This window comes from Saccharopolyspora sp. NPDC047091 (genome assembly GCF_040643635.1).
Taxonomy (GTDB): Bacteria; Actinomycetota; Actinomycetes; order Mycobacteriales; family Pseudonocardiaceae; genus Saccharopolyspora_C.
In genome coordinates this window covers 45,376-58,036 of record NZ_JBEYUS010000029.1, presented here as the reverse complement: position 1 = coordinate 58,036, position 12,661 = coordinate 45,376, and the positions used below count along the sequence as shown (strand labels likewise).

12 protein-coding genes are annotated in these 12,661 nt (G+C 71.4%); 6 read left to right on the top strand and 6 right to left on the bottom strand.

What is annotated here, in order from left to right; genetic code table 11:
* The first annotated feature begins 53 nt into the window (after nucleotides 1–53).
* Both ABZ805_RS15150 and ABZ805_RS15145 read left to right on the top strand, forming a co-directional pair.
* A complete protein-coding gene (locus ABZ805_RS15150; protein WP_358439798.1) occupies nucleotides 54–521 on the top strand; it encodes an LppA family lipoprotein in 468 nt (155 codons plus the stop codon).
* A gap of 35 nt (nucleotides 522–556) precedes the next feature.
* Entirely contained in the window at nucleotides 557–1,102 is a 546-nt protein-coding gene (locus ABZ805_RS15145; RefSeq protein WP_358439795.1) for an LppA family lipoprotein, read from the top strand.
* 175 nt (nucleotides 1,103–1,277) lie between these two features.
* Here the strand turns inward: ABZ805_RS15145 and ABZ805_RS15140 are convergent, their stop codons facing one another.
* From ABZ805_RS15140 to ABZ805_RS15130, 3 genes are all read right to left on the bottom strand, one after another.
* On the bottom strand, nucleotides 1,278–2,522 hold the full coding sequence (locus ABZ805_RS15140; protein WP_358439792.1) for an FAD-dependent oxidoreductase: 1,245 nt from the start codon (nucleotides 2,520–2,522) through the stop codon (nucleotides 1,278–1,280).
* A 103-nt stretch (nucleotides 2,523–2,625) separates the two neighbouring features.
* Nucleotides 2,626–4,098 carry a helix-turn-helix domain-containing protein gene (locus ABZ805_RS15135; RefSeq protein ID WP_358439789.1) on the bottom strand — a complete coding sequence of 491 codons (1,473 nt, stop codon included), beginning with the start codon at nucleotides 4,096–4,098 and terminating at the stop codon, nucleotides 2,626–2,628.
* Nucleotides 4,098–4,718, bottom strand: a complete 621-nt coding sequence (locus tag ABZ805_RS15130) for an HAD-IA family hydrolase (protein ID WP_358439786.1) — start codon at nucleotides 4,716–4,718, stop codon at nucleotides 4,098–4,100. Before ABZ805_RS15130 ends, ABZ805_RS15135 begins: the two co-directional genes overlap by 1 nt.
* 189 nt (nucleotides 4,719–4,907) lie before the next feature.
* On the opposite strand from ABZ805_RS15130, the gene ABZ805_RS15125 reads away from it, so the two are divergent.
* The 4 genes from ABZ805_RS15125 (at nucleotide 4,908) to ABZ805_RS15110 (ending at nucleotide 7,228) form a co-directional block, all read left to right on the top strand.
* Nucleotides 4,908–5,453, top strand: a complete 546-nt coding sequence (locus ABZ805_RS15125; RefSeq protein ID WP_358439784.1) for an AAA family ATPase — start codon at nucleotides 4,908–4,910, stop codon at nucleotides 5,451–5,453.
* A 91-nt stretch (nucleotides 5,454–5,544) separates the two neighbouring features.
* On the top strand, nucleotides 5,545–5,955 hold the full coding sequence (locus ABZ805_RS15120) for a hypothetical protein (RefSeq protein ID WP_358439781.1): 411 nt from the start codon (nucleotides 5,545–5,547) through the stop codon (nucleotides 5,953–5,955).
* On the top strand, nucleotides 5,952–6,485 hold the full coding sequence (locus ABZ805_RS15115) for a DUF3558 domain-containing protein (RefSeq protein ID WP_358439778.1): 534 nt from the start codon (nucleotides 5,952–5,954) through the stop codon (nucleotides 6,483–6,485). The genes ABZ805_RS15120 and ABZ805_RS15115 overlap by 4 nt, the downstream gene beginning before the upstream one ends.
* A gap of 203 nt (nucleotides 6,486–6,688) precedes the next feature.
* A complete protein-coding gene (locus ABZ805_RS15110; protein WP_358439775.1) occupies nucleotides 6,689–7,228 on the top strand; it encodes a DUF3558 domain-containing protein in 540 nt (179 codons plus the stop codon).
* Between the two features lie 81 nt (nucleotides 7,229–7,309).
* On the opposite strand, the gene ABZ805_RS15105 is transcribed toward ABZ805_RS15110, so the two are convergent.
* The 3 genes from ABZ805_RS15105 to pheS all read right to left on the bottom strand — a co-directional run bounded on the left by ABZ805_RS15105 (nucleotide 7,310) and on the right by pheS (nucleotide 12,640).
* Nucleotides 7,310–8,800, bottom strand: a complete 1,491-nt coding sequence (locus tag ABZ805_RS15105; RefSeq protein ID WP_358439772.1) for a protein kinase — start codon at nucleotides 8,798–8,800, stop codon at nucleotides 7,310–7,312.
* A 243-nt stretch (nucleotides 8,801–9,043) separates the two neighbouring features.
* Nucleotides 9,044–11,536 (bottom strand): phenylalanine--tRNA ligase subunit beta, encoded by a 2,493-nt coding sequence (pheT, locus tag ABZ805_RS15100; RefSeq protein ID WP_358439769.1) that lies wholly within the window; start codon nucleotides 11,534–11,536, stop codon nucleotides 9,044–9,046.
* A 36-nt stretch (nucleotides 11,537–11,572) separates the two neighbouring features.
* Nucleotides 11,573–12,640, bottom strand: a complete 1,068-nt coding sequence (gene pheS / locus ABZ805_RS15095) for a phenylalanine--tRNA ligase subunit alpha (RefSeq protein WP_358439766.1) — start codon at nucleotides 12,638–12,640, stop codon at nucleotides 11,573–11,575.
* Nucleotides 12,641–12,661 lie beyond the last annotated feature (21 nt).

Sequence of the window (12,661 nt, the reverse complement as noted above, 5' to 3'; positions counted from 1 at the left end):
TCCTGTGCCTCACGAGCTGCGGCAACGAACTGGTTGCCGAGTGGGGAGGCAGCATGGACGATCAAGAAGCCGAGCTGATGCGCCGCCCGAGCATCGAAGAGGTCCACCAGCGGTACTCGGAGCTGGACGCCAAGCTCAAAGCGGAACTCGGCACTGCCTTCCCCTGGATGCAGTGGATGCAGGTCCAGGGAGTCAACAGGGCCAGCTGTGCGGACTTCGACGCCTACAAGGACGACGCCGAAGGCTGGACACTCGACATCTGGGGCACCGAAGGCAACATCCCCGACAACGAATGGCCCCGCGCCGAACAGATCTTCGCGAAGGTCACCGGCGACTACGGCTTCACCCCACCCCGAGTCCTCGCCGACCGCCCCGCACAGCACGACGTCACCACCTCCGACCAGTACGGCGCCACCTACAACCTCGGAAGTGGAAAGCGCACCTCCTTCTCCGGCAGCACCGGCTGCCACCTCCCCCAAGCCGCCAAGGACGAGCTCACCGGACAAGGCGACCCGAACTGACCTCACCCCGAACCGCACTCACGAGGACGTGAACAGTGAATCGACTCGCGGCTGTCGCGGCGCTCGCCCTGAGCCTCAGCGGGTGTGCCTTGGGCGAACCGGGGCCGGAGCTTGGCGCAAGCATGGAAGAACAACGTGCCGAACTCATGAGCAGGCCCAGCATGGAAGAGGCCAGTGCTCGCTACCAGGAGATGTTGACCAGAGTCAGGGACGAACTGGCAGTCGCCTACCCCTGGATCAGCTGGAACTACGTCCGGGAACTGCACAACTCCGGCTGCACCGGCTTCAACGAGTTCACGACCACCGCCGAAAGCCAAACCCTCGGAGTCTGGTCAGCCGAAGGCAACCTCCCCGACCCCGAATGGCCCCGCGCCGAACAGATCGTCGCCCGCATCAGCGCCGAATACGGCTTCACCCCACCCGAAACCGTCGTCAACCGACCCTCCGACCACCAGATCGTCGGCAGCGACAACTACGGCGCCGGCTACCGCTTCGGCACCGCCAAACGCACCGTCCTCTCCGGCAGCACCGGCTGCCACCTCCCCCAAACCGAGAAGGACAAGTTCCAGAACCCCAACTGACTCCAGGTGAATGGCCCACCTGCCCGACCACACTGGGCGAATGGGCCACTCACCTGCGATGACGAACCCGCGCGAAGCTCCCGCAGCCGCACGGTGAGGGGGTGGAAACGCGGGCAGGGGCCGCCGCTTCGTGAGCGGCGACCCCTGCTCTCCAGGAAGTGGTCTTCGTGGCGCGTCAGCGCAGCGGGTTGAACGGGCGCAACTGGTCGGGCTGCTTGCCGGTGACGATCTGCTCGGACAGCAGCCGCCCGGTCAGCGGACCGAGGGTGAGGCCCCACATGCCGTGCCCACCGGCGACGAACACGTCGGGCATCGCGGTCGCGCCGATCAACGGCAGCCCGTCGGGGGTGACGGGACGCCCGCCGACCCAGTCGTCCTTGCGATCCGCCCAGGACACGCCGCGCAGCAGCGGCTTCGCCGAGCGCTCGATGGCGGCGATGCGCTCCGGGTAGAGCTTCGCATCCGGGGAGCGGAACTCCATGGTCCCGGCCACCCGCAGCCCGCCCTGGTACGGCGTGCAGGCCACCCGCACGGCGGGCAGGTAGATCGGGCCGGGCACCGGTTCCTCGGTGGGCACGGTGAACGAGTAGCCGCGTCCGGCGCGCACCGCGGTCCGCACGCCCAGCGGCTTCGCCAGCGAGCTCAGCCAGGCACCGGTCGCGAGCACCACCGAGTCGGCGGTGATCGCGTCGTCGGCGGAGCGCAGCACCACACCGTCCCGCTCGCGCCGCACGTCCTGCACGGCGAAACCGGTGCGGATCGTGCCGCCGCGCTGCTCCACCGAGCGGGCGAGGGAGCGCACGAACTCGCCGGGATCCACGTAGCGCTGGCCCTCGATGCGCAGCACCGCCTCGATGTGCGAGGACAGCTGCGGCACCCGCGCTTCGGTGACCGAGGACTCCACGACCCGCACGTCCTGCCCGGACTCGCGGATCAGGTCGAACTCGCGGCGCAGGTCGGCGACCTGCTCGGCCTTCTCGAACCCGGCGGTGATCGGCGCGGACCGCGTCGGGGCCTCCACCCCACCGGCGGTGAGCGCGTCGAACGCGTCCAGGCACTCGTTGTTCATCGGCACGAACGGCTGCATCGATCGCCGCCACGAGCGCATGTTGCAGTGCGCGGCGAACCGCGCCAGGAACGCCCACAGGCCCGGGTCGACCTTCGCGGGCACGTACAGCGGGGCGTTGCGGTCCAGCAGCGACCGCAGCCCGTAGCGCAGCACGCTCGGCTCCGGCAGCGGGATGGAGAACGCCGGGGCCAGGTAGCCCGCGTTGCCCCAGGACGAACCGGCGGCCACGCCGTCCCGGTCCACGACCGTGACCTGCACGCCGTGCTCCTGCAAGAACCACGCCGTCGACAACCCGACGGCACCGGCACCCGCGACCACCACGTGCCGCGGCGTCTGGTCGTTGCCAGCCATGTTCGCCCTCCTCGACTCGGCTGCATCCGAGTGTGCGGGGCCACGACGCCCGTCCGGTTGTCCGATCCGCACAACCTGGGCGACCGCGTTTGGTGATCCGGAACTATTCGACGAGCAGGGCGACGATCAGCGCGATGCGCTGGTCCGGGTCGGCCACGTCGATCTGCGCCACCTCGGTCATCTTCCGCATCCGGTACCGCACCGTGTTCGCGTGCACGCCGAGCCGTCGCGCCGCCGCACCCGGATCTCCCTGGCAGCGCAGCCATTCCCGCAGCGTCGCCGCGTAGCGGGTGCCGTGCTCGGCGTCGTGGCGGTGCAGCTGCCGCACCGGCCCGCGCGCAGGCGCCCGGCCGCCGGCGGCCGCGTTGCGGAGCCTGCGCAGCAGGATCTCGTGCCAGGCGTCGTCGTAGCCGACGACCTCGCGGGACCCGACGACGGCGAGGCTCTCGTCCGCTTCCCTCCTGCTCAACGGCAGCTCCAGGGAGTCGGCGACGCCACCGATCCCGGCGTGCAGCCGCACCTCCGCGGGCATCTCCCGCAGCAGCCGGCGGAACCACCGCTCCCCCGGCTCCGACTCGGGCAGCACCGTGTAGACGGTGTTCGCGAACAGCGCGCTGCGGCCCGGCCGCGCCCAGCCGAACCCGGACGTGGCGCGCTCGAACGCGATGAGCACCGCCGCGTCCTGCGCGTCCTCGGCCTGGACCGCCACCACCCGGAAACCGGTGCCGCGCAACCCGAGCCTGCTCAGCACCGCCGTCGCGTCCGCCTGACCCTCCAGCAGGCCGATCACCAGGTCCGATTCGACCTGCCGCTCCAGGTCGGCGCTGGCGCGCGCCCGCAGCAGGTGCAGCGAGGCGGTGCGGGCACCTTCGCGCAGCGCCGCGGCCCGCTCCGCGCTCAGCGGCTCCGGCACCTCCACCCAGATCGACCCGAGCAGCTCGCGGCCCGCGCGCACCGCCACCAGGGCGCGGCCGTGGAACTCGGGCATCGGCTCGGCGAAGAACGGCTCGTCCGACGAGGCCAGGTGCGCGTACACGCCGCGCGCGGCCAGCTCGGCGCGGATCTCCGCGGGAACCCGCCTGCCCAGGATCGTCGCCAGCCGCGCCCGGTCCGCCGCCTCCTGCCTGCTCGAATACGCCAGCACCCCGGAATGCCGGTCCTCGATGGTCACCGGGCCGCCCACCGATGCCGCCAGGGCGTCAGCCAGCGCGAACAGGTCGGTCGGCCCGCGGCCCGCCTCCGTTTCGCGGCCCTCCAGCACCAGGCCGTAGACGACGGCCGCCAGCTGCCCCCACAGCACGTCCCCGTCGACGAGCACCACCGCGACCGCCCGCTCGCGGGCCAGCGCCAGGTCCGGGCCGTCGACCTCGCGCAGCAGCACCACCGCTGCCTGCGTGGTCCGCAGCAGCTCGCCGACCGCCTCGGGTTCGACGCCCACCGCGAGCAGCACTTCGTCGGTGCCCGCGGAATCGTGCAGCGCCACCCCGCGCAGCTCCACGTCCCGCCCGCGCGGCGCGCACGCCAGCCGCGCCCCGTAGCCGCCGAGCACGTTGATCAACCGGTCCAGCTTCACCATCAGAGCAATCCCAGCACGGCCGACAGCTCCGGCAGCACCACGTGCGCCTCGCCCAGCGCCTCCCGCGGATGCGTGGTGGTCACGGCCGCGACCAAGGCGCCCGCGGCGACCCCGGCCGCGATCCCGGGCGGCGAATCCTCCACCACCACGCAGTCCGCCGGCTCCACCACCAGTTCCCGGGCCGCCGCCAGGTAGCCCTCCGGGTCCGGTTTGCCGTGCGACACGTCCTCCGCGCAGAGCAGCGTGCACGGCAGCGGCAGCCCCGCCGCCCGCAGCCTGCTCATCATCAGCTCGCGTCCGCCGGAGGTCACCGCCGCCCACCGCCGCGGATCGAGCTGCCCCAGCACGTTCGCCGCACCCGGCACCGCCACCACCGCGTCCGCGGCCGCCAGTTCCAGCCGTGCCACCTCCGCCAGCACCTCGGCCCGCACCGCTTCCGGGAAGAACTCGGCGGCCACGTCCACGTCGCGCTTCCCGTGGCACACCGCCAGCACCGGATCCCGCGGCACGCCGAACGCGGCCGCTACCCGCGACCACACGTGCTCGACGACCGCCGTCGAGTCGATCAGTGTGCCGTCGATGTCGAACAGCACCGCACTCCGCTCCGGACGCATCCGCATGCCCGCAGGTTCTCACGATCCGGTGCGGACGACGCGATCCGTCGAAACCGGCGAAACGGACTCCCGGTCGGCGTTAGGGTGGGAGTCGATCTCCTCGGAGGCGCATCGCGACCGAACCGCGCCGAACCACCGACCCGCGACGCCCCGTCGAGGACCGCCCGACATCCGCGTCGCCGAGGAGAACAGCACATGGCCGCCGAGCAGTTCGCGCACGCCGCCGTCGTGATCACCGGAATCCAGGCCGCGGGCAAGTCCACCGTGGCGCAGCTGCTCGCCGAACGACTGCCGAACTCGGTGCACCTGCGCGGCGACCTGTTCCGCCGAATGATCATCAACGGGCGGGCGGACATGACGCCCGAAGCGACCGGCGAAGCGCAGCGGCAACTGCGGCTGCGCCACCGGCTCACCGCCCAGTCCTGCGACCAGTACACGGCAGCCGGATTCACCGCCATCACCCAGGACGTGGTGCTCGGCGAACACCTCACCGAACTCGCGGACACCATCCGCACCCGCCCGCTGTACCTGGTGGTGCTCGCACCGACACCGGAGGAGATCGGGGCACGGGAGGCGGCGCGCGGGAAGGTCGCCTACGACGAGTGGTCCGTCCGGGCGCTCGACGCCGTGCTGCGCGACGAGACGCCCCGCCTCGGCCTGTGGCTCGACACCTCCGAGCAGACCCCGGAGGAGACCGTCGACGACATCCTCCGCCGCGCCCCCGCCGAAGCCGCCGTGTAGCGCTACCCGGTCGGCGCAGCGGAAACCACCACCCGCACCGCCACCACCTCGCTACGATCCGTAAGCACGTGATCAACCGGCGGAGGGGCGCATGGCGGGCGGAGACGGGGGATTCGCCGGGGCGGCGGAAGGACTGCACCAGGTCCGATCGCAGACCCAATGGATCAACCAGCAGGTGGGGGCGGGGAAGCTCGCGCTCGACCCGGAGGTGGCGGAACGGGCGGCGAAGAGGGTTGAGGAGGAGGTGCGGGAGTTGGCGAAGCTGGCGCACAAACTCGACCAGATCACCCACGTGGTGGGGCTCGGCGACTACCCGGACGGGCAGCAGCTCGCCAAGCGGTTCGCGGACAAGGCCAACAATCCGGAATCCGGGGCGGTAGCGCTCATCAAGCAGCTTCAGCAGGACCTGGACGAACAGGCGAAGGCCTTCCGGGCCGCAGCCAAGGACTACCGTGCCACCGAAGATCAGATCGCCGAAGACATGCAGAGAGGGCTCCAGTGAACCGACGTACCCGCCGGTCGATCGCCATCGCCGCCTGCGCCGGGCTGCTGAGCCTGTCCGGATGCGCGCTCGGAGGAACTCGGGAAGGCCAAGAATCACCCGCACCACAACCGAAAGCGACGGGACTCAAAGACTTCGACACCTGCACCGTCCTCAGCCAAGAAGAGCTCGCCGCAGCAGGTGTAGGAGGCCCAGGTGAACGAGTGGAACACCTCTCATTCGAGCCCGGTTGCAGCTTCGAAGGCGACGTGCGACTGCTGGCGCTGTACAAGAACCAAGATCAAACCGTCACCAGCTACGCCACCGGCGGAAGCTGGGACAGCTACGACCAGATCGACATCAACGGGCGAGACGCCGCACGCGCCGTTTCCTCCGGATCAACCGATCAGGGGATCTGCAACGTGCTCGTCAACGCAGGCGGCGGCGTCGTGATCGTCTCTGTCAGCGGCATCCTGCGAGACGACGTCCCCGACCCCTGCGGCGAAGCCGAGAAGATCGCCCGTCAGGTCGAACCCCGCCTCCCCCGCTGATCCCTCGAAGTGAATGGCCCACTCGCCCGACCAGATTGGGCGAGTGGGCCATTCACCTGCGGTGAACTAGCGGGTCCGGCTGCTCAGGACCGTCGTCGCGGCGATCTTCCAGGAGAAGCCGAAGTGGTAGGTGGCTGAAGTCCTTGGCAAAGACCGGCTGCCACGGAGGATCAGATCGCTGAAGACATGCAGAGAGGTATCCAGTGACCCGACGTTCCCGCCGGTTGCTCGCCACCGTTGTTTGCGCCGGACTGCTCGGACTGTCCGGCTGCGCGTTGGGGGGCACGGCCCCGGGGTCGGAGCAGAACTCCCCCGAGCCGCAGCCCAAGGCCTCCGGGCTCAAAGACCTGGATCCGTGCGCGTTCTTCACACCGGACGACTTGGCCGCTGCGGGGGTTGGCGGTGCGCCTGAACGCGTCGAAGACGTCTCCTTCGAACCGGGCTGCTCGTTCGAGGGCGAGAACGCCATGCTGACCTTGTACAAGAACCAGGACGAGACGATCGACAGCTACGAGACCCACGGGAACTGGGACAGCTACCAGAAGTTCGACATCAACGGCAGGGCCGCCGCCACCGGTATCAGCGCAGGCGCCACGGACCGCGGGATCTGCAACATCCTCGTCGACGCGGGCGGCGGAGTCGCGATCGTCACCGTGAACGAGATCTTCCCCGGTGGTATTCCCGACCCCTGCGGCGAAGCCGAGAAGCTCGCCCGCCAGGTAGAACCCCGCCTCCCCCGCTGACCACCGGCACCCCGGACCACCCAGGTGAATGGCCCACCCGCCCAACGAGAACGGGCGGATGGGCCATTCGCCTGGAGCGGGTCAGCGAGTCCGGCTGCTCAGGACCGTCGTTGCGGCGATCTTCCAGGAGGCGCCGTCCTGCACCAGGGTGTAGCGGGTGCGCTCCTCGACGGTGCGACCGTCGTCGAACCGGTAGGTGATGGTGGCCTGCGCCGTGTTCGCCCCTTCGGTGGTCACCCCGGAGGCCTGCACGCTGGTGATGGGCTCCCAGAACTCGCGGAACGCGTCGTAGCCGCCCGCGTGGTTGGTCTGGTAGTCGGGGGTGAGCTGCTGCCAGGCCGCGTCGAGGTTCCCGGGCATCGCCGCGTAGTACTCGGAGACGACCTGGTCGGGGGTCTCCGGCTGCTGCGGTGGCTCCGGCGGCGCGGGCTGTTCGGCGGAGGTCTGCTCGTCCGCGGTGCTCGACGGCGCCGGTTCCGGTTCCTGCGTCGGCGAGGGCTCGGGGCGCGGCTGCACCTCTTCGGAGGTGGAGGGCGGCGCCGCGGTGCGGTCGCCGCTGAGGTTCCCGGTCAGCAGCGCGGCCGCCACGCCGGCGCCGACGACGAGCAGCGCGCCCACCAGGATCAGCCCGTAGCGCCCGCGGTTCCGGGGCTCCTGTGCCGGTTCCGCGACCGGGGCCGGCGCGGGCGCGGGCTTCTCCTCGCGCAACGGGCGGGTCGGGGCGGGGATCGGGACCGCGGTGAACTCGGCGGGGAGCTCTTCACCGGCGGCGACCGCGGCGAGCGCGCGCTGGGCCTGCTGCATGGTGGGGCGCTGCGCCGGCTCGGCGGCCAGCATCCGCAGCAGCACCGGGCCCAGTTCGCCCGCGTTCTGCGGCGGGTCGAACTCGCCGGAGGCGACCCGGTGCAGCAGCACGATCGAGTTGTCGCCGAGGCCGAACGGTGGCCGGCCTTCCAGCGCCGCGTACAGCGTGGAACCCAGCGAGTAGACGTCGGTGTGGAAGTCGGCCTTGCCGCCCTGCGCCACTTCCGGCGCCAGGTAGGCGGGGGTGCCCGCCAGCACGCCGGTGGTGCTCGCGTCGCCCAGCGCGCGGGAGATGCCGAAGTCGGTGATCTTGGTGATCTCGTCGGCGACGAGGATGTTGCCCGGCTTCACGTCCCGGTGCACGATCTTCGCGTCGTGCGCGGCGACCAGCGCGGCGGCCACGTCGGACCCGAGCTGCGCGACCTCCAGGACGGGCAGCGTGCCGCGTTCCGCGAGCACCGCTTCGAGGCTCCGCGAATCCAGGTATTCCATGATGAGGCACGGTCGCCCGTCCTCTTCCACCACGTCGTAGACCGCGATCGCGTGCCGGTGCATCAGCCGCGCGGTGATCCGGCCTTCGCGGATCGCGCGGCGCTTCGCGGTCTGCACGTCCTGGTCGTTCGACGATTGGCGCAGGTGGAGTTCCTTGACCGCGACCATGCGGTTGAGGCGCTCGTCGGAGGCCTTCCACACCACGCCCATCGCGCCACTGCCCAGCCTCGACTCCACCCGGTACCGCCCGGCGACCAGTCGATCCTGAGCGCTCATGACACGACTCCTCCACCCCTCGCAACGATCACTGCCACGATCGACTCTGCCAGGTCCGAAAACGTTCGCGAGCACAGGGGTGGACAAGCGGAATCCGCCGGAAGCGTTACTCCGCACGCTCCGGAACGGGCGTGCTTTCAGCGGAATCGGACGCGCGGAAGAAGCTCGTCCCGCAGCGGTCCGGAGACGGAAAAGGGCGCCCCTCCCGGCTGGAAGGGGCGCCCTCGTCGCGTTGCTCTCGGATCAGGCGCGCAGCGCCGCTCCGAAGCGGGATTCGGCGGCCTGCAGCGCCGCGTCGCGGGCCTCGGTGGCCTCCTCCTGCTTGAGCGTGCGGTCCGCCGCGCGGAACCGCAGCGCCAGCGCGAGGGACTTCTTGCCCTCGGCCAGCTGCTCACCGGAGTACACGTCGAACAGCCGCACGTCCTCCAGCAGCTCACCACCGCCGGAGCGCACCACCTCGACGAGTTCCGCCGCGGGCACCGCCCGGTCCACGACCAGCGCCACGTCCAGCAGCACCGGCGGGTAGGCCGAGATCGACGGCGCCGGACGCGAATCCGGCAGCGGCAGCGCGTCCAGGTCGATCTCCATCGCGCAGGCCCGCTTCGGCAGGCCGAGCGCCTCGACGACCTTCGGGTGCAGTTCGCCCGCGTGACCCACCACGGTGTCGCCGACCTTGAGCTCGGCGCAGCGGCCCGGGTGCCACGGTGCGAGGTCGCCCGCGGTCACCGTCAGCTCCACCCCGGCGGCCCGCGCCACCGTGCGCGCGGCCTCCACGGCGTCGGCCCAGTTCGCCTCGCGACCCGGGCCCCACCAGCCCTGGCGCTCCCGCTTGCCGGCGAGCACGACGGCGGCGTGCACCGGCTGCGCGGGCAGCGCGGCGTTCAGCGCGGCGACCTGCTCGTCCGCCGGGCGCTGGTCCACCCCGACCTCCGGCGGCGCCGAGGCCTGCTCGGCGGGCAGCACGACCTGTCCGATGTGGAACAGCGCCAGGTCGCGGCGACCGCGGGACACGTTGCGCTGCAACGAATCCAGCAGTCCCGGCAGCAGCGTCGTGGCCAGTTCGGAGCGGTCGGACTCCAGCGCGTTCAGCAGCGACAGGGTGCGGCGGCGCGGGTCGTCCTCGGCGATGCCGAGCTTGCCGAGCTCTTCGTCGCTGGTGAACGGGAACGGCAGCACCTCGACGTTGCCGTCCGCGGCCAGCGCCCGGGACACCGCGCGGCGGCGGCGCTGCTCGGGCGTGAGCCCCCGGCCGGGAGGCGCGGCGGGCAGCAGCGACGGGATCGTGTGGTAGCCCTCCAGCCGCAGCACCTCCTCCACCAGGTCGGCGGGCTGCTTCAGGTCCGGGCGCCACGTCGGCGGGTGCGCGGTGACCAGGCCGACGCCCTCGTCGGAGGTGCCGACCTCGATGCGGCAGCCGATCTGCGACAACCGGTGCGCGGTGATGCCGCGCGCGTAGAGCACGCCCGCGATCTTGTCCGGCAGCGCCAGCGGCATCGTCACCGCGGGCGGCGCCAGCGGCGTTCCCACGTCGGTGCGGCCCTGCGCGATGCGGCCCTCGCCGTAGCGCACCAGCAGCTGCGCGGCGAGCTCGGCGGCCACCGGGGCGACCGCCGGGTCGACGGTGCGCTCGAAGCGCTTGCCCGCCTCGCTGGGCAGCTTGTGCCTGCGGATGCTGCGGGCGATGCTCGCCGGGTCCCAGTTCGCCGCTTCCAGCAGCACGTCGTGGGTCTCCGGGCCGATCTCGGTGCTGGCCCCGCCCATCACGCCTGCGAGGCTCACCGGGCCGGTCTCGTCGCAGATCACGATGTCGTCCGGGTCCAGCTCGCGCCGCACGTCGTCGAGCGTGGTCAGCTCCTCGCCCTCGGCGGCGCGGCGGACCACCACGTCACCGGTGAGCTTCGAGGCGTCCCACGCGTGCAGCGGCTGGCCCAGCTCCAGCATCACGTAGTTCGTGACGTCCACCGACAGCGAGATCGAGCGGATGCCCGCCAGCGCCAGCCTGCGCCGCATCCACCACGGTGTCGGCGCCGTCGGGTCCACGCCGGTCACCCGGCGGAACACGAACCGGGAGCACGCCTGCTCGTCCTCGACGCGCACCGCGCGGGATTCCCGCTCGTCCTCCGGCACCGGCATCGCGGCCGGGTCGCCGAACGGGACCTCCAGCGCGTTGGACAGCTCGCGGGCCAGGCCGCGCACCGAGAAGCAGTAGCCGCGGTCCGGCGTGATCGACAGCTCGATCACCGCGTCGTCCAGGCCCACCAGCTCGGTCGCGTCCGCTCCCGGGTCGGCGACGCCCGCGGGCAGCACCAGGATGCCGTCGTGGTCCTCGCCGATGCCCAGCTCCTTGGCCGAGCAGATCATGCCGTCGCTGACGCGCCCGTAGGTCTTGCGGGACGCGATCTCGAACCCGCCGGGCAGCACCGTGCCGGGCATGGCGACGACCACGAGGTTGCCCTCGGTGAAGTTCGTCGCGCCGCACACGATGCCCTGGGTGCGCCGCTCGCCGTCCTCGTCGTCACCGACCTCCACCCGGCAGAACCGGATGGGCTTCTTGAAGCCGGTCAGCTCCTCGATCTCGGCCACGCGGCCGACCACCAACGGGCCGCTCACCTGCGACAGGTGGGCGACCTCCTCGACCTCCAGCCCGATCCGGACGAAGGCCTCCGCCAGCGTGTCGGCGGTGGTGTCCGCGGGCAGCTCGAGGTGCTCGGCCAGCCAGGAAACCGGAATCCGCACTTGCTCAGGTCCTTCTCTCTCGCAGCGGGACGATGCTCAGGAGTCGATGCCGAACGGTTCGGTGAACCGCACATCGCCCTCGATCATGTCGCGCATGTCGGGAATGCCGTTGCGGAACTGCAGGGTGCGGTCCAGGCCCATGCCGAACGCGAACCCGGTGTGCTTGGTCGGGTCGATGCCGCAGGCGCGCAGCACGTTCGGGTCGACCATGCCGCAGCCGCCCCACTCGACCCAGCCCGCGCCGCCCTTCTTCTGCGGGAACCACACGTCCAGTTCCGCGGAGGGCTCGGTGAACGGGAAGAAGCTCGGGCGCAGCCGCGTCACCGACTCCGGGCCGAACATGGCGCGGGCGAACGCGTCCAGCGTGCCCTTCAGGTGCGCCATCGTCAGGCCCTCGTCCACCGCCAGGCCTTCGACCTGGTGGAACACCGGGGTGTGGGTGGCGTCGAGCTCGTCGGTGCGGAACGTGCGGCCCGGGCACACCAGGTACACCGGCAGCTCGCGGCTCAGCATCGACCGGACCTGCACCGGCGAGGTGTGCGTGCGCAGCACCAGCCCCGAGTCCTCCGGGCCCACGTGGAACGTGTCCTGCATGGTGCGCGCCGGGTGGTCCTTGCCGAAGTTCAACGCGTCGAAGTTGAACCACTCGGCTTCCAGCTCGGGACCGTCGGCGACCTCCCAGCCCATCGCGACGAACACGTCGGCGACGTGCTCGATGAGCTGGGTGATGGGGTGCCGGGCACCCGCGGGGACCCGGCCCGAGGGCAGGGTGACGTCCACGGATTCCTCGCGCAGCACCTTCTCGTCGCGCTCGGCCTGCAGCACGGCGCGGCGCTCGTCGAACGCACCCTGAATCGCCTGCCGGGCCTCGTTGACGCGCTTGCCCGCCTCGGACCGGGCCTTCGGCGGCAGCGCGCCGATCTCCCGGCGGGCCGTCAGCAGCGGCGAGCGCTCCCCCAGGTGCGCGGGCTTCGCTGCGGCCAGCTCGTCGAGGTCCGCGGCCTCCTCGAACCCCTTGCGGGCTTCGACGGCGGCGCGGTCGAGCGTCTCCGGCGCGAGCGCGGCGACCTCTTTGGGGTCGTACGAGTCGTTGGCTCCAGACATCGTTACTGCATGACTCCCGTC